This is a genomic window from Catenulispora sp. EB89, assembly GCF_041261445.1.
In the GTDB taxonomy this organism is placed as follows: domain Bacteria; phylum Actinomycetota; class Actinomycetes; order Streptomycetales; family Catenulisporaceae; genus Catenulispora.
Genome location: NZ_JBGCCU010000008.1, coordinates 148,421 through 169,476, shown reverse-complemented (window position 1 = coordinate 169,476; position 21,056 = coordinate 148,421). Strand labels below are relative to the sequence as shown.

The following is a 21,056-nucleotide window of genomic DNA, read 5'->3' as shown; positions in this document are numbered from 1 at the left end:
CGCGCGGAGCCTCGCGACGCTCGCGGAGGCCTCGATCTCGGGGATGGAACCTGCCCTTGCGGTCTGGCGGCGGTTGCGCACTTCTTCCGGCGGCGCGGTCGTCGGTGAGCGGTTTTCGCCACCTCCCGGCCCGGCTAACGTCCCGGTCTCGGGTCAGGAATGTTCCCCATTGCCAGCGCGTTCTGTCCCACATGCGTATCGAGATGTGGGCCGACATCGCCAACCCGTGGACCCACGCCGCGGCCGAGCGGCTGCGCGTGGCGTTGGGGGCGGGTGACGTCGCCGCCGAAGTTGTCTGGCGTCCGCTGCTGACCGATGCCGCCGATCCCGACGCGCCGCGTGATGCCCTGCGCCTGCTGGTGCTCGCCGAGGAGCGTGGCGGGGTCGAGCTGCAGGGTCGGGTCGTTGCTGAGCTGCTGGCGTCGCATGATGTGCGCGACCTGGTCGAGCTGGCCGCCGTCGCGGAGCGTGCGGGGTTCCCGGACGGCGGGGCGCTGTTGGCGTCCGGCGGCGGGCAGGCGCGGCTGCGTGAGCTGCTGCTGATCGGCAAGGCGCGCGGCATCACCATCTCGCCGACGCTCGCCGACGGGGAGCGGTTGCTGGAGTTCGCGATGTCGCCGGCGACGATCGGCGAGTTCCTCGACGCGTCCGACGGCGCAGACGCCGACGCCGGCAGAAGCGCGCGCCGCCTCCCGCCCGAGGTCGAGCGCCTCCGCTGGGCCGAGGAACTGCTCGCCCTCAACGACCCGCTCGGCGCCCTGGTGCTCCTGGAGCCGCTGCTGGCCGAGCACGCTCAGGACCCGAACATCCGCCGCGTCGCCGCCTCGGCGTACTTCGCCTCGGCGCAGCTGGGCCGGGCACGCCAGGTCCTGGAGGCGACGCTCGCCGACCACCCCTCCGACTCCTACGCGCGCCTGATGCTCGGCCGCACGCTGAAGCGTCAGGGACACGCCGAGGAGGCCGGGACGCATCTCCGAATGGCCGCGGCGATGACGCCGGAATACGCGTAGACGCGTAGACGCTTAGGCCGCGGCAACCCGCACCTCGCGGGAAGACGTACAATCCAGCGGCGGCGGACAGGACTTACTGCCCGCCGCCGCAAGCGTTTCCAGCAGCGCACACCTTTTCTCGCGTAGACCACCTATGGCGGAACCCTCCAGACCCGACACGAACCCCTTGGTGCTTCCGTGACCGCACCCCTTCACGTCAGCACGCGAGGATCAGTAGGGAACAACCGCCCGCCCCGCGAGCAGCGACCCGCTCCGCGAACAAACTAAGGAGCGTCGCGTGCCCGGTTCCCGGATCGCAGCCCTCGGCCACAGCCAGCCCGACCGCGTCCTCACCAACGCCGACCTGGCGCAGCTGGTCGACACCAGCGACGAGTGGATCACCACGCGCGTGGGGGTGCGGACCCGCCGTGTCGCCGAGCCCGGCCAGACGCTCGACGAGTTCGCCGCCGTGGCCGCCGGCAAGGCGCTGGCCGGCGCCGGCATCGCGGCGGCCGACGTGGACCTGGTCCTCGTAGCGACCAGCACCGCCGTCGCGACCAGCCCGAACACCGCCGCGCGCGTCGCGGCGCGCCTGGGCATGAAGGCCCCGGCGACCATCGACGTGAACGTCGTCTGCTCCGGCTTCACCCACGCCCTGGCGCTGGCCGACCAGGCGATCCGCTGCGGCCAGGCCGCCACGGCCGTGGTCGTCGGCGCCGACTTCATGAGCGCCGTCACCGACTGGACCGACCGCAGCACCTGCGTCCTGGTCGGCGACGGCGCGGGCGCCGCGGTGGTCACCGCCACCGACCACGCGTCCGGCATCAGCCCGGTGCTGTGGGGGTCGGTCCCCGAACGCGGCCGCGCCGTGGTCATCGAGGGCACGCCGAACCGCTTCTCCCAGGAGGGCCAGACCGTCTTCCGCTGGGCCACCACCGAACTCCCGGCCGTGGCCCGCCGGGTCTGCGACCGCGCCGGCATCCGCCCCGAGGACCTCGGCGGCGTCGTCTTCCACCAGGCGAACCTGCGCATCATCGAGCCGCTGGCGGCCAAGCTCGGCGCCGTGAACGCGGTGATCGCCCGGGACGTCGTCGACTCCGGCAACACCTCCGCCGCCTCGATCCCGATCGCGCTGGCGAAGCTGGTCGAGCGGCGGGAGATCCCGGCGGGCGCGCCGGTGCTGCTGTTCGGGTTCGGCGGGAACCTGTCCTACGCCGGGCAGGTCGTGACGAGCCCCTGAGGGCAGCGGAGGGGCAGCGGAGGGGTGACGGCAGGGCGTCAGCTACCGGCGCCGCCGCCACCGCCGCCACCACCGCCGCTCAGTTGGTGACGGCGGAGGCCACCGCCGATTGGACAGTGGTCAACGTCAGCTTGGAGTAGAAGTCCGACGGCGCCCGTCCGTTCACCACTGTGATCGTGTCCGGGCAGGCCGAGTCGTCGCCGTCGATCTCGTGCGGTGCCAGGACCTGCGCCCCGGTCCGTGCCGCGTAGACCGAGATGGTGTACTGCTCCAACTTCATCGGTATGTTCGCTCCGCTGGAATACGGACAGTTGTCGAGCAAAGTCTCGGTCTGGACACCGGTGACGCAGGCGACGAGCTGGACGTCGGTCGCCTTCGCAGGGGCCCACCCGACGTACTCGCCGTCCAGGACTCCGGCATTGTCGTCGACTCCCGCGAAGCCGTCGGAGCCGCCCTCGAAGTCGATGGGATGCGGCGCGCCGCCGCCCGGGACGTAGGCCGTGGCGCGAGAGGCACCGTGGCCGTCGCACGCCGCGGTATAGCCGAGCCCGTGCCTGGGCAGATGGATCGTCGTGATCGCGGCGCCGCCGATCACCACGGCGGCGAAGGCGGCCCCGCCGAAGACGGCCTGCCGGCGGTCCTTCCGCGAACGCTGCCGTACCTCGGCCTGCTCGGTAGCGATGTCCTTCGCCAGCAGGTCGGCGGCCTTCTCAGCCGGCGGCGTGGTCGGATCGGGATCGGTCGCGGCCATCAACCAGTCGGCCGCGGTCGCGTCCGCCACGAGCGCCCGGAACCACTCCTTGGCGATCCTGCCCTTCGTGGCGTCCTTGACGAAGGCGCTGACGACGATGACGCCTCCGTCGTGGGTGTACGAGGCGACGGCCGGCCACGGCGCGTGGACCGTGCGTTTCCCCTGGTCCGCGAAGATGCCGGCGGCGGTGACCGCCATCGGCGGGAAGTCCGCCTGCTCGCCCGCCGCGAGCCGGGCCTGACCCCGGGCGAACGCGCGCGGCTGCAACTCGGCGTCGACGAGCTGCAGCAGCCGGTAGATCCCCGCGACCCGTCGCAGGATGATGCGGCCGCCCGGCCCCGTCAGATCCGGCGTGTCCGCGGCGCCTGTTGCTTCCAGGACGTCCTTCCGCGGCATGATCGCCATATCGGATTTGCCCCGCCACGAGTAGAGCGCCTCGTCCCAGCGCACAGACCGCAGTTGCCGGCCGACGCAGCACGCGAGCCCGTGCTCGTACACGACGACGCATCTGGCGTCGCCGCTGTACCGCCACAGCGCGATCCCCACCACGAGGGCCCCGATCAGGATGAGGGCCGGCCCGTGCCAGCCGAGCAACCCCAGGGTGACCGCCAAGGCCACCCCCACGATGGTGATCGGCCACACCAGCAGCACAGGAGCCGCGCGCCGCCAGAAGACGGCTTTCTGCGCCCCGAGTGCGCGCTGCTCGGCGAGCGCCGTGACGGCCGGCGGCACCCCGACGGTGAAACTGACGGACCTCATGGCGCCCCCAGGCATCTATCTTCGTTCTCTGAGATAGTCCGTTGCGGATTCAACCAGCGCCGCACCCCGCGCGTCCATCGTTTGCCGCTACTACACAACGGGCAACCGCCGGCCTTCTCCTCCTGCCCTCAGGAGTCAGGATTCGACTAATGTCCGGTCGGTTGTGTCTTCACGAGACGGGACGGTGCTTCGATGCTGTGCGGTGATCCCGCATGACCTGGAACCGATTTCTGCTCGGCAGGTCGACGCGGGTGTACGACGCCGTATTGATCGTCGGGATGCTGTCCGTCGCCCTGCTCGTGCCGCTCTCGCAGCCGGCGCAGCCATGGCGCCACATGGACTTCCTCGGCCAGATCCTCATCACGCTCTCGATCGTCCCCGCGCTGGTGCGCCGCTCGGCGCCGTGGGTGACCCTGATCGCCAGCTGCGCGGCGTGCGTGGCGATCGAGGCGTGCGGCTTCTGGCCGGTCGTCGGGACATACGGTCCCATGATCGCGCTCTACAGCCTGGCGGCTTACCGCGGGCTGCGCGCGGGAGCGTACGGCGCCTCAGTACTGGGGGTGATCTGGATTTACGGCGGCATCGTCACCCGGGGCGGTTCCCTGCCCGCGACCATTGTGCAGGCCATCGTCGTACCCGTGATCCTTGCCGTCTTCGGGCTCCAGGCCTTCCGGCTGGCCGAGCGCAATATCCGTCTCGCGGAGCTCACCGAGCAGCTTCACAAAGAGCAGGCCGCGCGCGCTGAGCTCGCGGTGACGGCTGAGCGCCTGCGGATCGCGCGGGAGCTGCATGACGTGGTCGCACACCACCTGTCGGTCGTCTCGATCCAGGCCGGTCTCGCGTCGTACGTGTTCGACTCGGATCCGCCGACGGCGCAGGAGGCTTTGGGCGCGGTCAGGGCCACGAGCAACGAAGCCTTGCAGGAGATGCGGTCTGTGCTGCGTCTCTTGCGCGGCGGCGCGCGCCCCGGCCAGGCGGGCTCCGGTACGGCGGACTCCGGCGCGGAGGCGCAGGGCGGGGGACGCACGCCGGGGCTGGCGCAGCTGGACGCTCTGGTCGAGCGCGTGGGCGCCGCCGGCGTGGACGTACGGCTCGCGCTCACCGGCGCGCGCAGGCCGCTGGGAGAGGGCACCGAGTTCGCGGTCTACCGGATCGTGCAGGAAGCGCTGACGAACGTGCTCAAGCACGTGGGACCGGCAGCCACGGCGGAGGTGGCGCTGCACTTCAGTGCGGATTGCTTCGAGGCACGCATAACCAACACCGTCCCGTCGGCGGAGTCCGGACAGGCCCAAGTCCAAGTCCATAGTGTCCATAGCGGGGAAACCGATCACCGCGGTGCCGGAGACGGGCTCATCGGCATGCGCGAGCGAGCCAGGATGCTTGGCGGCACGCTGGCCGCCGGGCCGCGTGCGCAGGGCGGATTCGAGGTTGTGTTCAGTCTGCCGACGGCCTCGGCCGCTGAGTGAACGCCGCGCCGGCCGACGAAGGAGCCCCTGGCCGGATCGGCTGCCAGGGGCCTGGTTCGGAGCGTCGTCAGATGCGAGACAGAACCAGTTCGGTCAGGCTGTACGCGGGCAGCTGGGCCCGGCCGGCGGACCCGATCGAGGTGGCGATGGCGGTGCTGCCGGGGGCGTAGCGGTAGCTGATCGCCAACGGCAGCGGTCGGTAGCCCGCGTAGTCCAGCTGCACGGTGTGCGTCGCGGCGGGGTCCTCGTTCTCGATCAGGACCACGAGATCGCCGTTGCGCTGAACGGCGGCGTGGGTGACGATCGGCGTGCTGCCCGTGCTACCCGTGCCCGACACCGAGGTCCGCACCAGCGTCGCGCCCGGACCGGCCAGCCGGCTGGTCAGGCTGAGCGCGTAGTAGGCCGGGAAGGGCGTGTTCACGGGCGGCTCGCACACCTTGGCGCCCTGGACGTTGGTCACGCAGCTGTTCACACCCGAGGAGAGCAGGCCCCAGTCGCCGTAGCCGTGGCCGTCCGGGTCGTCCGGCGAGCCGGCCGCGTCCTGCACCGCGCCGATGTGCGTGTTGAACCAGTCCACCTGGGATGCCCCCTGCTCCAGCCAGGTGGCCACGTCGTCGGCCGCGTAGAGCGCGTCCGGCGCGGTGACGCTCTGCACGCCCGGGTCGAAGCCGGCGGTGTTCGTCTCGCCGACGATCACCTGGATGTGGTCGGCGTGCGGGCCGGCGTTCTGCGCGATGTCGGCCTTGATGGACGCCATCTGGGCGGGGATCCGGGCCGGCACCGTGAACAGCGAGGCGTCGCTGGTGTCGGCGAAGGGCGGGCGGTACGAGTGCACGTCCACGAAGTCGATGGCCGAGCCGGCCGCCTTGAGCAGCGGCCCGTTCCAGTCCGGCTGTCCGGCGGCGGGGGCGAACGGGGAGATCTCGACGCCGACCTCGATGCTCGGGTCGACGGCCTTCATCGCCTTGGCGAACAGCACGGCGTTCCGGCCGTAGGCCGTGGGGCTCTTGTCCGCGTGGTTGTCCGGCTCGAAGGCCGGGAAGCTGGTGTAGAAGCCGTTGCCCCAGACCTCTTCGCCGATGGTCCAGTACTTGATGCCGTCGTGGTCCACGATGTTCGCCTGGCGCACCCAGGCCGCCGCCTCCTGCGGCCCGATGTCGGTGCCGCCGGGGCCGTCGGTCGCGGTGCTGCCGTAGTTGACGTGGATCATCGCTTGCGCGTGCGTCTGTTCGGTCTGGTGGACCCAGGTCTGCCACGGCAGCGGGGCGTCCGGACCGAGGTTGGCGGTGGCCGCGTTGGCGTCGTCGGTGTTGGTGCGCCAGCGGTAGACGTCGTCGAACGGGCCGGTGTTGAGCTCGCGGACGCGGAGTCCGGCGGCGTCCAGGAGCGCGCTGGTGCCGGGGTTGGTGATGTTCGGATCCGAGTCCCAGTCGTTGGTGCCGATCGGCGCGGCGGGGACGCGCGCGAGCGCTTGGTCGGCGTGCACGGTCACGGTGATCGGGGTGGCGCCGGTGTTCGCGGTGGTGGTTGAGGTTGAGGTTGTTGTGGTGGTGGCGGTGGCGGCCGGACCGGTCGCCACCGTCGCGCCGAGCGCCAGCGCGGCGAAGGCGGCGGTCTTCGAAACGGTCTTCATGATCCGAGCGTAGGGCTCTGACATGCCGTTTCGGCATTGCCGCGAATCATGACCCTGGCATGACCTGTGTCATGGATCGGCCAATCAACGGCGTCACAATTTCCGTCCGCCGATCTCCGTCCCGTCCGGCAGTTCCATCTGCGCGGTGAGCCAGGGGATGAACGTCGCTTCCTCGAACGCCGACCAGTCCGGCGTGTGCAGCACCTGCGCCTCGCCGATGCGGCGGGCCAGCGCAACGACGGCGTCGCCGGCGGGGCGGCGGGCCGCGTCGTAGCGCGCGGCGAGGTCGTCGAGGTCGGTGGCGGCGGGCCAGAGGTGCAGGAGGGTGGCGGCGTCCTGCATGGCCTTCACCGCGCCGGCGCCCGCGTGGGGGCGCGCGACCGCGCCGGCGTCGCCGAGCAGGAGCATGCGGTGCTTGGCGTAGGCGGGAGCTTCGAAGTCGTAGATCGGCTGGATGAAGACCTCTTCGCGCGGGGTCTTGCGGAGTGCCGCGGCCCAGAGTGGCGGCAGTTCGCGGGTGAGCAACGCGTCCATGAAGTCCAGGAGGCCGTCCGAGACCGCGCCGGGCGGGATGCTCGTCGCGGTGCCCAGGTCGCTGGCCAGCTCCGGCGGGACCATGGAGTACAGCACCCAGTTGAAGTGCCGACGGCCGTCATCGGCGGGGATCGGGTACGCGACCAGGTGCCCGTGCCGGAAACCGACGGTGAAGAACGCATCGGTCGGCAGCCCCTCGAGCTCTGCGAAGTCCGCCAGGCCCCGCCAGCACAGGTAGCCCGCGTACTCCGGCACGACGCCCGGAAACATCGCCTCGCGCACCACCGAGCGGTAGCCATCGGCACCCAGCAGCAGGTCGAAGTGCTCGACGGTGCCATCGGCCAGCGTGACGGAGGCACCGGATTCGCTGGGCGCCGCCGAGACCACCCGTGCGTCGCCCCGGTACTCGACGTGCGACGGCAACCGGCCGCGCAACGAGCGGTGCAGGTGCCCCCAGTTGTAGGCATTGAAAGGGAAGGGCTGCGGCCAGATCAGCTTCCCGAGCCCGGACCCCTCGCCGCCCCACGCGTACCACTGCCGCGCGGCGTTGGTCGTAGCGGGCAGCGAAGCATCGAGAAGCCCCGCCGCGACCAGCTCCGCGAACCGCTCATGCTGGATGCCGATCCCAGCCCCGCGCTCCCGCAGCTCCCCGGCCGAACGCTCGAACACGACGACCGCCGCGCCGGGCACCGCCTGCGCCGCCGCCAACGCCGCCGCGCACCCGGCGATGCTGCCGCCGACCACGCCGATTCGTATGCTGCCAGTTGTCATCGCCGACCCCCCGTATCAGAGCTCAGCCCAAAATATCGTTGCCGGCGGGTCGGCGCCGCCGCGGCTCAACGTGCTGGGGCAGGTGCTACTGCGAGTGCGGTTTGCACCAGTGCCGCGCGGTGTTGGTCGTGGCGGCCTGCGGCGACCAGCTCGGCGAACCGCTCGCGTCTGGATGTCGATGCCGATCCCGACTCCGCGGTCCCGCAGTTCACCGGCCGAGCGTTCGAACACGACGACCGCCGCGTCGGGTACTGCCTGCGCTGCCGCGCTTCGCACCCCACCCCATCCAGGGGGACAAACCACCCTCGTATCGATTGTCCCGGAACGTCAACCGCCGAAGGAAGCCACCACCGCCGAAGTCCGCCCGATCGGAGCAGCGCCGCCTAGAAGCCCCTACAACTCCCCAGGCTGCGTGGCCGAGAACCGAGCCTCCACAGCCGCGTAGACGTTCTGCCGCGTCGGTTCCAGGTCCAGCGCGGGCGGGCCGTCGTCGACCATGCCGCCGCCGCGCGTCGCCATCGCGTACATCGCGCGGCCTTGGGGGGCTGGGGCGCCGCCGGTCGACAGGCCGGTGTCGGCCAGTTCGAGGAGGGCCGTGAGGTGGGAGCCGAGTGCGTCCGCGTACTCGCGTGCTCTGCGGACCGCCTCGCCGACGGCCTCGGTGCGGGCTTTGCGGTAGACCTCCGAGTCGCGGCGGAGGGTCCAGTAGGGGCCGTCGATCGCGCGGCCTTCGCCGTCGGCGATGCGGGTGACCATCTCGCCGAGGACTGTGAAGTCCTTCACCACGAGCCGGATGCGGACCGAGCCCTGATACGGGCCCATCTTGTCCGTGCGCTTGCGCCATTCCGGGTACACCGAGAAGCGGCCGGTCTCCAGCTTCTCCAGCGCGTCGCCGTAGTCGGCCTTGATCTGGTCCAGGAGTTCCTTGTTGCGCTTGGTCAGCTGCTCCAGGGCGGCGCGGCGGTCCTTGTCGCGGGCCGTGACCGTGACCGTGAACTCGCACAGTTCCGGGTCCGCTTCGAGGTTGGCCTCGCCGCGGACGCTGACGACGATGGGGTTGCCGGCGGTCTGGGCGACCTGAGCGTTCTGAGCTTCCCTAGCGGTCTGATCCGTCTGATCGGGCTGGGCGGTCTGAGCGGTCTGGTCCGTCATGACCGCCAGTCTGCCGTAGCGGCGGGGTACCGCGCCTGGCGGAGCTCAGGACCGCACTAGCCTCGCGATGGCCTCGTTGGCCTCCTTGACCTTCGCGTCCGCCTCCGGGCCGCCGGTCGCCAGGGCGTCGGCCACGCAGTGCGCCACGTGCTCCTCCAGCAGCCCCAGGGCCACCGACTGCAGGGCCTTGGTGACCGCGGAGATCTGCGTGAGGATGTCTATGCAGTACTTGTCCTCCTCGACCATCCGCTGCAGGCCCCGCACCTGTCCCTCGATGCGGCGCAGCCGCTTGTTGTAGTCGTCCTTGCGGTCGGTGTAGCCGTGCATGCCCGGTGTCCCATCCGTCGTCGTCGCGCCTGGTGGATTACCCCCTTGGGGTAACTGGTCAGCCCGCTCCAGTGTTCCCGCGGATACCTACCCACAGTAACGGGCTGAACTGCGCCGACCCGTAAGATTAACGTCATGAGCCACTCCGATTCCGGCACCGCCCGGCCCATCACGATCGTCGGCAATCCGGTGCTGCACCACCCGTGTGCTCCGGTGGAGACCTTCGACGACCAGCTGGCGGTGCTCGTCGACGACATGTTCGCCTCGATGTACGCCGCCGAGGGCGTGGGACTGGCCGCCAACCAGATCGGCGTGGCGCTGCGGGTGTTCGTCTACGACTGCCATGACGACGACGACGTCCAGCACGTCGGCCACATCGTGAACCCGGTGCTGGCCGAGCTGCCGGCCGACCGGCGCCAGCTGGACGACTCCGCCGAGGGCTGCCTGTCCGTCCCCGGCCCGCACCACGAGCTCGCGCGCCCGGACTACGCGAAGGTGACCGGCGTGAACGTCAAGGGCGAGCCGATCACCGTGGAGGGCACCGGTTACTTCGCCCGCTGCCTGCAGCACGAGTTCGACCACCTGGAGGGCCGCCTCTACATCGACCGGCTCAGCAAGCGCCAGCGCAAGAACGTGCTGGCCGAGATGGAGCGGATGCAGGCGGAGAAGGCGGAGAAGGCGGCGCAGGCAGCGCAGGCCGAGACGGCGACCGCCCCCGCGAACTGAACCGGAACACGAGACAGAGAAAGACGGCAACGACGAAGGGCCCGCACATGCGGGCCCTTCGTCATGTCATCCGAGCAGTCGCCGGAACCGACGGAACCGCCGGAACCGTCAGAACCGTCGAAACCGCCGGAACCAGCGCGGCAGCCGGAGCCAGCGCCCGCGTCACCCGCTCGTCTGCGGCTGCGGCCCGCCGGTCGTCGTCGGCCGCCCACCCGGCTGCGTGGGCCGGATCTGCGTCGTGCTCGTCCCCGGGGAGCCCGGCGAGTTCGACGTGCTCGGCGCGTTCCCCGACGTCGTCGACGTCCCGCCGGTCGCCCCGGTGCTCGTCGGCGGCGTGACCGGCGGCTGGTAGGTGCTGGTCGGCGCCGGCGGCGACGGCAGCCCGGTCGAGGTCTGGCCCGGCGTCGCGCCGCTGGTCGCCGGCGTCCCGGAGGGCGAGGAGCTCACCGGGTTCATCGGCACCGCCTGGTTGTTCTGCGCCGTGAACGTGAACGACTGCGCCTGCGTCCCGGCGACCGCCTTGTTCATGTACGCCGCCCACAGCGGCGCCGCCACCGCGCCGCCGCCGACGGTGTCCTTGCCGGCCATCCCGTTGATCGACATCAGCGCCCCGCCGTCGGTCTGGCCCCAGACCGCGACCGCGGTCGACAGCGTCGGGGTGTAGCCGACGAACCAGACCGAGCCCAGCTTGGCGCCGTCGCCCGGCAGGTCGGTGGTGCCGGTCTTGCCGGCCACGTCGCGGCCGTCGGACAGCTGCGCGCCGCCGCCGGAGCCGTTGGTCACCACGCCCTGCAGGGCCCGGGTCACCTGGTCGGCGACGGCCGGGGTGAAGGCCTGCTTGGCCAGGCTCTGGTGCGCGTACACGGTCTTGCCGCCCTGTACGACGCTGGCCACCGTGTACGGATCCACCTGCTGGCCGTGCGCGGCGAAGGTGCCGTAGGCGTCGGCCATCGACTCGGGGTTGGTGGACACCACGCCCAGCGGCAGCGTCGGCAGCGACTGCTCGGAGGCGTTCACCGGGATGCCGGCGGCGCGCGCCGCGTCGGCGACCTTGGTCATCCCGATCTGCTGGCCCAGCTCCACGAACACCGAGTTGATCGACTGGTTCAGCGCGTACTGCACCGAGACCTGGCCGTAGCTGGTGCCGCCCTCGTTCGGGATCACCTGCTGGGAGTTGGGGACGCGGTAGGGCGAGTCGCCGTCGAAGGTGTCGTTGACCGTGCCGCCGTTCTGCAGGTACGCGGCCAGCGCGAAGGTCTTGAACGACGAGCCCGGGGACAGCGTGCCCTGCCAGGAGGCGTTGAAGGCCTGCTTGGCGTAGTCGTCGCCGCCGTAGAGGACGCGCACCGCGCCGTCGCCGGGGACCACGGTCGCGATCGCGGTGTGCACGTAGTTGTCCACGGACCGCTTGGCCGGGTTGAGCTGGCTGGTGATCTGCGCCTGCACCGCGGCGGCCGCGGCGTCCTGCATCTTGGCGTCGAACGTGGTGTTGATCGTGTAGCCGCCGGTGACCAGCTGCTCGCGGGTCAGGCCGGTCTTCGCCTCGGCCTCGCCGATCGCCGCCTCGACCAGGTACGGGTCCTGGTTGTCGCTCTGGCTGCTGGGCCGGGGCCAGGCGGCGAGCGCCGGGAACTGCACGGCGGCGCGGTCGGTCTGGCTCAGCTTGCCCATCTTGACCAGGCCGTCGAGCACGTAGTTCCAGCGTGCCTGGAGCTTGGCCATGACGGAGGGGTCCTTGGGCGCCAGCTCGTAGTACGACGGAGCGTTCACCAGCGCGGCCATCACCGCGCCCTCGGCGACACTGAGCTGGTCCACGTCCTTGTTGAACCAGGCGCGGGCGCCCATCTCGACGCCGGAGGCGCCGCGGCCGAAGTACACGGTGTTCAGGTAGCCCTGCAGGATCTGCGACTTGGGCTGCTGCTGGGAGATCTTCAGGGCTATGACCGCCTCCTTGGCCTTGCGCGACAGCGTACGCTCGTCGGTGAGGTAGGCGTTCTTCACGTACTGCTGGGTGATCGTCGAGCCGCCCTGGGTGGAGCCGCCGCCGAGGTCGTTGACCAGGGCGCGGGCCGTGCCGGTGACCGAGATGGCGCCGTCGGACCAGAAGTTGCGGTCCTCGGCGGACAGGAAGGCGTTCTGCACCTGGGCCGGGACCTGCGAGAGCGGGACGTCCTGGCGGATCTCCGGGCCGCGCCGGCCGAGCACCACGCCCTTGTCGTCGACGACGGTCAGGTGCTGCTGGGTCACCGACTCGTTGATCGGCGGGACGTCGATCGAGGCGTAGACCGCCCAGGCCCCGCCGGTGACCAGCAGCACGAACGCGATCAGCGTGCTGGCGACCAGCCGCCAGGACGGCAGCCAGTGCCGCAGCCCGGACTTCCCGCGGCGGGGATAGTCGATCACACGCAGGGCCATGGGGAACGGCTCCTCATCCGGGCCCCTGCCGACTCGGCAGACCCCTCGCAGTCATTGTCTTCGGGCGTCAACACATCAGACCATCGTGAACTGAAAATTCTGAAAAAATCCGGAGGAACCGGTCGTGATCCACCTCTCATCACGGTATGCGTCCCTCCGTGGACTCATCGAGTAGTTGCGAACTCTTCGCAACTGCAAAATAATCGCGTCTGGGGCGGGCAGGCGTCCTCCCCCGCCGTCGGCCCCGGCGGCGACCATGTACCGAGCACAGGGGGCGTCCCGCGCCATGACCGCGACCACAGCAGGTGGCACCGACAGCACCGGCACCGCGCAGGCAGCGGACCAGGCGGCCGGATCCCGGCTGGCCCGGATCCGGGCCAGCCTGACCCCCGCCGAGTGGGGGCGCGTCGGGGGCATGTTCGGGTTCATCGCGCTGCTGCACGTGGTCGGCTGGGGGATCCTGGCGGTGATCGTCGTGCCCGGCCACTACAAGCTGCAGGGCGGCCTGTTCGGCTTCGGCACCGGCCTGACCGCCTACACCCTGGGCATGCGGCACGCCTTCGACGCCGACCACATCGCGGCCATCGACAACACCACCCGCAAGCTGATGGCCGAGGGCAAGCGGCCGCTGTCGGTGGGCTTCTGGTTCTCCCTCGGCCACTCCACCATCGTGGTCGCACTGACCCTGCTGCTGGGCCTGGGCCTGAAGGGCCTGGGCGTGCAGCTGACCGACGACAAGTCCGGGCTGCACAACTTCGGCGGCCTGGTCGGGACCACGGTCTCCGGCACCTTCCTGTACCTGATCGCGATCATCAACCTGGTGGTGCTGGTCGGGATCCTGAAGGTGTTCCGGCAGATGCGGCGCGGGGAGTTCGACGAGGCCACGCTCGAGGAGCACCTGAACAACCGCGGCCTGATGAACCGGTTCCTGGGCCGGGCCATGCGGGCGGTGAACAAGCCCTGGCAGATCTACCCCGTCGGCGTGCTGTTCGGCCTCGGCTTCGACACCGTGACCGAGGTCGGGCTGCTGGTCCTGGCCGGCACCTCGGTGGCCTCGGGCCTGCCCTGGTACGCGGTGATGTGCCTGCCGATCCTGTTCGCCGCCGGCATGTCGCTGCTGGACACCATCGACGGCTCGTTCATGAACTTCGCCTACGGCTGGGCCTTCTCCAAGCCGGTGCGCAAGGTGTTCTACAACATCACGATCACCGGCCTGTCGGTGGCCGTGGCGCTCATCATCGGCACCATCGAACTGCTGAGCATCCTGCAGGACAAGCTGAACCTGACCGGCGGCTTCTGGGACTGGGTGGCGCACGTCGACCTGAACAGCATCGGCTTCGCCATCGTGGGCATGTTCCTGGTGGTCTGGCTGGCGGCCGTGGCCGTGTGGAAGTTCGGCCGCATCGAGCAGAAGTGGACCGCGGCGATGCCGGTGGCCGAGAAAGTTACCGACCAGTAGGATCATGGCATGACCGCAGCAGAGCAAGAGCCTTTCGACGTCGGCGCCTTCCTGACCGCCGCCGTCCCCATGGTCGGCACGCTGGCGCTGGAGTACGTCGAGACCACGCCGGAGCGCGCCGTGCTGAAGTTCCGGGACCAGCCGGCGTACCGGAACCACATCGGCGGGCCGCACGCCGGCGCGATGTTCACGCTGGCCGAATCCGCCTCCGGCGCGATCGTCACCGCCGCGTTCGGCCACCTCATGGCTGAAGCCACCCCCCTGCCCACCACCGCCACCATCGATTTCAAGAAGGTCGCCCGAGGCGACGTCACGGCCACAGCAACACTCGGGCGCCCCGTGGACGACATCATCGCCGAGCTCAAGGGCGGCACGCGCCCCGAGTTCCCGATCCATGTCGCCATCCAGCGCGACGTCGACGACGCCGTGACTGGCGAGATGACCATCATCTGGACCCTGCGGCCCAACAGCTGACCCCACCCACCGACGGCGCACGCGCCGTCGGCCCCTGCTTATAGAACGTCGCGAGCCTCGAAAAGGTTGCCTTTCCGCGGTGTTCGGGCCCGCCGGAAGATGGACTCCGCCGGCGGGCCCGTCCCTGTTCAGGGAGCTGATTCAGCGTCAGGAGACTCCGCCGGGGGCTGCGGCGGACGTCCGGTCGCGACACGACACCCGGTCAGGACACGACGCCCGGTCACGACACGCAGAGCACCGACCCCTGGGCCACCGCGCTGAGCACCCGTGCGCCGTCCTCCGCCACGCCGTACAGGTCGCACCGGCACACGGCCTGGCGGCGTCCGGTGTAGGTGACCTCGGCTTCGGCCTGCAGCGTCACCCCGGACGCCGGCCGCACGTAGCTGATCGTGACGCCGCTGGTGAGCACGTCCGGGCCGAGCGTCGTGCCGGCGGCGAAGGTGATGGCGTTGTCCGCCGCGTAGGCGAGCACGCCGCCGTGGACGAACCCGTTCTGCTGCTTGAGGTTCTCGCGGATGGGGACGGCCAAAACCGCACGCCCCTTCTCGAAGACCTCCACGCGCGCCCCGAGAAGGACGCTGAACGGCTGCGCGGCAAGGACCATGCGCGCCGTATCGATGTCGAGGGTGACCATGGAGGTCCATTGAGCGGATCTCAGGGCCCGGCGTCAAATCGAGACCCGGGGACCGCTCCCCGTGGCCGCAAAACGCAAAGGCGCCGCGCGTACCGTAGATTCCTGCCGTGGACCCCGACACACTGCCCGCTCCCCTGCCCCGCGGCAACCACGGCCTGAGCCGCGAGGACGTCAGCGCGGCACAACGCGGGCGGCTGCTGAACGGGATGCTGGAGGTCGTGGCGGAGAGCGGCTACGCCGCGGCCACGGTCGGGGCGGTGCTGTCGCGGGCGCACATCTCGCGCCAGACGTTCTACGAGCACTTCACCGACAAGCAGGACTGCTTCCTGGCGGCGTTCGACCGCTCGGCGGACAACTTCGCCCGCCTGATCGAGCAGTCCCTGGGCTCCCCCGGCGACCCGGCCCTGGTCCGCCTGGACCGGATCATGGAGGCCTACCTGGGCGCCCTGGCCGGGAACCCGACGAACGCCCGCGTGTTCATGATCGAGATCTACGCCGCCGGCTACCCCGCCGTCACCCGCCGCCTGGCCCGCGCCGAGGCCTTCGCGATGAACCTGGCGCAGGCCGTCACGATCGGCCGTCGCTGGCGCGGCGGCCTGGACCCACTGTTCGTGGCACGGTCGGTGACCGGGGCGGTGGGCGGGCTGGTGACGGAGCGGATCAATGCCGGGGAGGTCGCGGCGCTGCCGGAGCTGCGGCCGCAGATTGTGGCTTTGGTGGGGGCTTTGTTGGAGGGGGATGACGGGTGAGCGGTCCGGCGGATTGCCCGGACCGCTCATGCCCCCCCTCGCTGACTGGCTGCCTCACCGCCGCAGCAGCAGGTTCACATCCCCGAACTCATGCCACAGATACCGCCCCGCCAGCGCCGCGTCGTAGCTGGCCCGGATCAGGCGCGGCCCGGCGATCGCCGTCAGCATCAGCAGATGCGATGCTTCCGGTTCATGGAAGCCGGTCAGTAGGCCGTCGACGGCTCGCACCCCGCGCTCCGGCGTGATGATCAGCTCGGTCCATCCCTGGCCGGGATGGACCGTCCCCTCCTCATCGGACGCCGATTCCAGGGCGCGGACGGCTGTGGTGCCGATCGCGATCACGCGGCCGCCTCGGGCGCGGACGTGGTTGACCAGCTCCGCCGTGGCCTCGGGGACCGAGTACCACTCCGCGTACGGCTTCTCGTGTGCCTCGGGGGAGGCGACGCCGGTGTGCAGTGTGATCGGCGCTATGTAGACGCCCTTGGCCACCAGGCGTGCGACCACGTCGGCGGAGAAGGGCCGGGCGGCGCTGGGCATCTCCGCGCTGCCCGGGATCGCGGCGAACACCGTCTGGTACGCCGCGATCGGCCAGTCGCGGTCGACGTAGTCGTAGCGGATCGCGCGGCCGTGCCGGCTCAGGTAGTCGGCGACCGACATTCCCAGGTCGAGGCGCGCCACCCACAGTCGGCTCGTGTACGGCCGCAGCAGCGTGACCGTCGCGCCACCGGTGACGCGCAGCCGCAGTCCCGGCTCGGCCGGGCTGGCCGGGTCCGGTGATCCCGGCTCCAGCGCGAACGGCTTGGTCGAGCCGTCCCCCAGCGGCCGGCGCAGCTCGACGATCCACGCGTCCGGGTCCTGCGGTGTGCCGGTCGACACGTGCAGCACCAGCGGGGTGCCGGAGCCGAGCGTCACCGCGTCCAGTGCGGCCGGCAGCGTGCCGGAGTTGTTCACCACCAGCAGGTCGCCCGGCTCCAGGACCTCCGGCAGGTCCGAGAACACGTAGTGCGCGATCTCCGGGTCGGCGGCGCCCCGCCCGCGTGCGACCAGCAGCCGCACGCCGTCCCGGTCCAGGCCGCGGGCCTCGGCTGGCTTGCGGGCCAGCAGGTCGGAGGAGACGCGGAAGCCCGGGCCCAGCGGTCCGGCCGGCAGCGGACCGGGCCGGGAGGCGGCGGAGCCGTTCGCGACAGTCGGCTCGTGCAGCAGGATCCCCATGTCAGGCCACCTCCACACTGGACGCCGCAGAAGCTCCGGAGGCCTCAGCCACCCCGGCCACCCCGGCCACGCCGCCTCGCGGCAGCAGATCAGAAGCCTGATACCGCCCCGAAGGCCGCCGCTCATCGATCAGCCGCAGGAAAGCCGGCACCACGGTCTCCGGCAGCGGCAGATCGCTGATGTCCTCGCCGGGAAACGCGTCCTGGTGCATCTGCGTCCGCAGATCGCCCGGATCCACCGCCCACACCCGCACCTGCGGCTCCTCCAGCCCCAGGATCGCCGAGGCGTGGTCCAGCGCCGCCTTGGACGCCCCGTACCCGCCCCAGCCCTCGTACGGCTCGACGGCGGCGTCGGAGGAGATGTTGAGCACCTCCCCGCCGTGCTGCCGCAGCTGCGGCAGCAGCAGCTGCGCCAGCGCCAGCGGCGCCACCACGTTCACCGCGAACGTCTCGGCCAGCGCCTCCACCGGGAACGCCGCGAGCGCCGGCATCGGCGAGCCGCCGAGGCTGGAGGCGTTGTTCACCAGCAGGCTCGCGCCGCCCAGCTCGGAGGCCGCCTCGGCGAGGTCGGCGCGGTGGGCGTCGTCGGTGACATCGCCGGGCAGCGCGACGACCGTGGTCAGCTCGGCCAGCTCGGTGCGCACGGCGGCCAGCCGGTCGGCGGTGCGGGCGTCGATCACCAGCGACCAGCCGCGCTCGGCCAGGCCGCGGGCCAGCGCCAGGCCCAGGCCCTGCGAGGCGCCGCTGATCACCGCCACCGGATTGCCGCTCCACGTGCCGCCCGCCGCTCGGCCGGCCGCCGTTTCGGGCTGCTTCGTATCGGTCTGGTTTGTCGTCGTGTTCATGTCCTTCACCCTGCTCCGCGGGCCCGGCGCGGGGATCGGGCCCGGGACCGGAGTCGGGCACCGCCCTTGGTCCTAGGACCGGCGGCCTAGGCCCGACCGGTCCCCGGCCCGATGGGGCCGCGCGATCATCGGCGATACCCTGCGAGCATGAGCCCCCAGAACGCGCTGGACACCATGCGCCGCCTGTCGGCGGCCGTCCTCGCGGTCAGCCGCCACCTCGCCACCGACGAGGTGCTGCAGACGATCGTGGCCACCGCCCGCGAGCTGATCGGCGCCGAGTACGCCGCGCTCGGCGTGCCCGACGGCGCCGGCAGCTTCGCGCAGTTCCTCGTGGACGGCATCAGCGACGAGCAGTGGGCCGCGATCGGCCCGCTCCCCCGGCAGCACGGCATGCTCGCCGTGATGCTCCAGGACCCGGCGCCGCAGCGGCTCCCCGACATCCGCCAGGATCCGCGCTTCCGCTGGTGGCCCAAGGCGCACCCGGAGATGGACGCCTTCCTCGGCCAGCAGATCCGCGACGGCGACGAGATCCTCGGCGCGCTGTTCCTGGCCAACAAGGCCGGCGGCTTCACCAAGGACGACGAGGAACTGCTCGGCATCCTGGCCGGCCACGCCGCGATCGCCCTGCGCCACGCCCGGCTCTACGAGCGCGAACGCGAGCTGGCGATCACTCGCGAGCGCAACCGCCTGGCCCGCGAACTGCACGACGCAGTCGCCCAGAAGCTGTTCGCCCTGCGCCTGACCTCCCAGGCGGCCGCCGACGTCCTGGACGCCGACCCGGCCCGGGCCCGCGCCGAACTGGAGCAGGTCGCCACCCTGGCCAAGGAGGCCGCCGAGGAGCTGCGCTCGGTAGTGGTCGAGCTGCGGCCCGCCGAGCTGGAAGAGGACGGCCTGGCGGTGACGCTGCGCAAGCACGTCGAGGTCCTGGACCGGGTGAACCAGACCGCCGGCGGCCCCCGCGTGACCTTCGAAGGCGCCGACGTCAAAGCCCTGTCACCGGCCGCGGAGGAGGTCCTGCTGCGCGTCGCACAGGAGGCGCTGCACAACGCGCTGCGCCACGCCGACGCCACCAAGATCACCGTGCGCCTCCACGAGCACTGCCCGACCGGCGCCAAGTCCTGCGACGGCGGCGCCGCCCTGGAAGTGGTCGACGACGGCGTCGGCTTCGACCCGGCCGCGGTCCGCCGCGCCGGCCGCAGCCTGGGCCTGGTCTCAATGCGCGACCGCGCCAAATCGGTGCGCGGACGCCTGGACGTCACCTCGGCGCCCGGGGCGGGAACGACGATCCGGCTGGAGGTGGACCGTGGCCGCGCGGCCTGAGGTCATCAGAGTATTGATCGCGGACGACCACCGCATGGTCCGCCAAGGCCTGCGCACCTTCCTGGAGCTGCAGGAAGGCATCGAAGTCGTCGGCGAGGCGGCAGACGGCGCGCAGTGCGCGGAACTGGCCGCAGAACTGAAACCGGACGTGATCCTGCTGGACCTGGTGATGCCCGGCGTCGACGGCGTCGGCGCGATGGAACTGCTGCGCGAAGCGGGCTCCACAGCCCGGGTCCTGGTGGTGACCAGCTTCACCGACCGCCGAATGATCATCCCCGCGATCCGCGCCGGCGCCCGCGGCTACGTCTACAAAGACGTCGACCCCTCCGCCCTGGCCGCCGCAGTCCGCTCGGTCCACGCCGGCCACGTACTCCTGGAGCCGGAGGTCGCCGCAGCACTGCTGAACTCCGGCGGCGGCAGCGGCGAAGCGGGGGCACAGGCCCCACCGCTAACGGCGCGGGAGCGCGAGGTACTGGTGCTGATCGCGCAGGGGCGCTCCAACCGCGAGATCGCCCGCGCACTGGTACTCGCCGAGAAGACGGTGAAGACGCACGTCTCCAACATCCTGATGAAGCTCGGCGTCGCCGACCGGACGCAGGCCGCCCTGTGGGCGGTGCGGCACGGGATCGCTCCGGAGGATGAGGAGCGCGGGTCGGCGCGGGGGACTTCGCAGCAGGTTTAGGGGGCTGCGCCGGCACCTCGGCGGCCGCGCATGGTGACGGCGCAGCGGCGCCGGTGGTGTGGTGAGGGGGTCCGAAGGACCATGTGGGGTGTTGGTTCTGGGTCCCTCGCCGCGTCGACGGGCGAAGCCAACCTGGCCGGGCCGGTGGTGTCAAGCCGGGCGCGACTGCACCACAGCAGCAGCGATCCGGCTTGATACCGCCGGACCGGGCCAATGCCGCGTAGTTAAGAGTTCTGGCCCGTTGTCAACTGCGCTGAATTTGACCAGGTGGGCTTCGGATACGGTGCCCTCGCCGCCGCCAGGCTGTGACAAGTCGAGCGTATTGAACGAGCGTTGAGGTCAAATTGTCCTAGTTGACAGGGCCGCAGATTCCTTAACTACGCTGCATTGCGGACCGGGCTGGTTCCGTTTACGGCGACGACGCGGTGAGGGGCCCAGAACCTCGGCGACCACAAGCAACACCGCTGGCAGGCAGCGCGGCGTAACGCACAGCGTGATGGATAGCCGAACAGTCGCGGGCCGCCGCCAAACAGCAGGTCGCGCGGGTCGCCCCCTCGCTGTAGAGTGCCCGCCGGAGGCCTCTGGCGCCCACCAAACGCGGCAGACGGCCGCCCACATGACGCGTGCGCAGTGACTCGGACCGGTGCGTGGTCGTGGACACGAAAACCACCAGCCGCCAAAGCGCCACGCTCAAGCTCGACCGGCGCGTGGTCTTGCCCACGAACACCGCCGCCTGCCAACGCACCGCAGCGCAAGTCGGACCGCCGCGCGATCGTGTCCGCGAAAACCGCCGGCAGCCAGCGCCGGCTGGTGGTGCGGGTCGGCATGGCGGCATTTTGTTAGGGCATTATCACCCCTTATACATAGATATAGCACGCACCACCGACACCGACACCAACACCGCCGAACCACCGACACC

The 21,056-nt window shown here is 70.9% G+C and carries 18 protein-coding genes; 9 read left to right on the top strand and 9 right to left on the bottom strand.

Annotation, left to right across the window (positions count from 1 at the left end):
* The first annotated feature begins 191 nt into the window (after positions 1–191).
* Positions 192–1,010 carry a tetratricopeptide repeat protein gene (locus ABH920_RS19275; RefSeq protein WP_370350415.1) on the top strand — a complete coding sequence of 273 codons (819 nt, stop codon included), beginning with the start codon at positions 192–194 and terminating at the stop codon, positions 1,008–1,010.
* Positions 1,011–1,287: 277 nt separating this feature from the next.
* Positions 1,288–2,229 carry a beta-ketoacyl-ACP synthase III gene (locus ABH920_RS19270; RefSeq protein WP_370350414.1) on the top strand — a complete coding sequence of 314 codons (942 nt, stop codon included), beginning with the start codon at positions 1,288–1,290 and terminating at the stop codon, positions 2,227–2,229.
* Between the two features lie 79 nt (positions 2,230–2,308).
* Here ABH920_RS19270 and ABH920_RS19265 read toward each other — a convergent pair whose 3' ends face one another.
* Positions 2,309–3,739, bottom strand: a complete 1,431-nt coding sequence (locus tag ABH920_RS19265) for a hypothetical protein (protein WP_370350413.1) — start codon at positions 3,737–3,739, stop codon at positions 2,309–2,311.
* Positions 3,740–3,951: 212 nt separating this feature from the next.
* Between ABH920_RS19265 and ABH920_RS19260 the strand changes: the two genes are divergently transcribed.
* Positions 3,952–5,205: a sensor histidine kinase gene (locus ABH920_RS19260; RefSeq protein WP_370350412.1), complete on the top strand. Its 1,254-nt coding sequence runs from the start codon at positions 3,952–3,954 to the stop codon at positions 5,203–5,205.
* Positions 5,206–5,272: 67 nt separating this feature from the next.
* On the opposite strand, the gene ABH920_RS19255 is transcribed toward ABH920_RS19260, so the two are convergent.
* The 4 genes from ABH920_RS19255 to ABH920_RS19240 all read right to left on the bottom strand — a co-directional run bounded on the left by ABH920_RS19255 (position 5,273) and on the right by ABH920_RS19240 (position 9,622).
* On the bottom strand, positions 5,273–6,838 hold the full coding sequence (locus ABH920_RS19255) for a hypothetical protein (RefSeq protein WP_370350411.1): 1,566 nt from the start codon (positions 6,836–6,838) through the stop codon (positions 5,273–5,275).
* Positions 6,839–6,931: 93 nt separating this feature from the next.
* Entirely contained in the window at positions 6,932–8,143 is a 1,212-nt protein-coding gene (locus tag ABH920_RS19250) for an FAD-dependent monooxygenase (protein ID WP_370350410.1), read from the bottom strand.
* Between the two features lie 393 nt (positions 8,144–8,536).
* Positions 8,537–9,295, bottom strand: coding sequence for an SIMPL domain-containing protein (locus ABH920_RS19245; protein WP_370350409.1), 759 nt, complete (start codon positions 9,293–9,295; stop codon positions 8,537–8,539).
* A gap of 45 nt (positions 9,296–9,340) precedes the next feature.
* Positions 9,341–9,622, bottom strand: coding sequence for a metal-sensitive transcriptional regulator (locus ABH920_RS19240; protein ID WP_194910670.1), 282 nt, complete (start codon positions 9,620–9,622; stop codon positions 9,341–9,343).
* Positions 9,623–9,757: 135 nt separating this feature from the next.
* Between ABH920_RS19240 and def the strand changes: the two genes are divergently transcribed.
* Positions 9,758–10,348 (top strand): peptide deformylase, encoded by a 591-nt coding sequence (gene def / locus ABH920_RS19235; RefSeq protein ID WP_370350408.1) that lies wholly within the window; start codon positions 9,758–9,760, stop codon positions 10,346–10,348.
* A gap of 162 nt (positions 10,349–10,510) precedes the next feature.
* On the opposite strand, the gene ABH920_RS19230 is transcribed toward def, so the two are convergent.
* A complete protein-coding gene (locus tag ABH920_RS19230; RefSeq protein ID WP_370350407.1) occupies positions 10,511–12,763 on the bottom strand; it encodes a transglycosylase domain-containing protein in 2,253 nt (750 codons plus the stop codon).
* Positions 12,764–13,049: 286 nt separating this feature from the next.
* On the opposite strand from ABH920_RS19230, the gene ABH920_RS19225 reads away from it, so the two are divergent.
* Positions 13,050–14,222 (top strand): HoxN/HupN/NixA family nickel/cobalt transporter, encoded by a 1,173-nt coding sequence (locus ABH920_RS19225; protein ID WP_370350406.1) that lies wholly within the window; start codon positions 13,050–13,052, stop codon positions 14,220–14,222.
* A 9-nt stretch (positions 14,223–14,231) separates the two neighbouring features.
* Positions 14,232–14,696, top strand: coding sequence for a DUF4442 domain-containing protein (locus tag ABH920_RS19220; protein WP_370350405.1), 465 nt, complete (start codon positions 14,232–14,234; stop codon positions 14,694–14,696).
* A 220-nt stretch (positions 14,697–14,916) separates the two neighbouring features.
* On the opposite strand, the gene ABH920_RS19215 is transcribed toward ABH920_RS19220, so the two are convergent.
* Entirely contained in the window at positions 14,917–15,330 is a 414-nt protein-coding gene (locus ABH920_RS19215; RefSeq protein WP_370350404.1) for a PaaI family thioesterase, read from the bottom strand.
* A gap of 107 nt (positions 15,331–15,437) precedes the next feature.
* Between ABH920_RS19215 and ABH920_RS19210 the strand changes: the two genes are divergently transcribed.
* Positions 15,438–16,079, top strand: coding sequence for a TetR/AcrR family transcriptional regulator (locus ABH920_RS19210; RefSeq protein WP_370350403.1), 642 nt, complete (start codon positions 15,438–15,440; stop codon positions 16,077–16,079).
* A gap of 54 nt (positions 16,080–16,133) precedes the next feature.
* Here the strand turns inward: ABH920_RS19210 and ABH920_RS19205 are convergent, their stop codons facing one another.
* On the bottom strand, positions 16,134–17,291 hold the full coding sequence (locus ABH920_RS19205; RefSeq protein WP_370350402.1) for an S-adenosylmethionine:tRNA ribosyltransferase-isomerase: 1,158 nt from the start codon (positions 17,289–17,291) through the stop codon (positions 16,134–16,136).
* Between the two features lies 1 nt (position 17,292).
* Positions 17,293–18,135 carry an SDR family NAD(P)-dependent oxidoreductase gene (locus ABH920_RS19200; RefSeq protein ID WP_370350401.1) on the bottom strand — a complete coding sequence of 281 codons (843 nt, stop codon included), beginning with the start codon at positions 18,133–18,135 and terminating at the stop codon, positions 17,293–17,295.
* 147 nt (positions 18,136–18,282) lie between these two features.
* Between ABH920_RS19200 and ABH920_RS19195 the strand changes: the two genes are divergently transcribed.
* Together ABH920_RS19195 and ABH920_RS19190 are read left to right on the top strand one after the other, a co-directional pair.
* Positions 18,283–19,455 carry a GAF domain-containing sensor histidine kinase gene (locus tag ABH920_RS19195; RefSeq protein ID WP_370350400.1) on the top strand — a complete coding sequence of 391 codons (1,173 nt, stop codon included), beginning with the start codon at positions 18,283–18,285 and terminating at the stop codon, positions 19,453–19,455.
* A gap of 34 nt (positions 19,456–19,489) precedes the next feature.
* Positions 19,490–20,137: a response regulator gene (locus ABH920_RS19190; RefSeq protein WP_370350646.1), complete on the top strand. Its 648-nt coding sequence runs from the start codon at positions 19,490–19,492 to the stop codon at positions 20,135–20,137.
* The last annotated feature ends 919 nt before the right edge of the window (positions 20,138–21,056 follow it).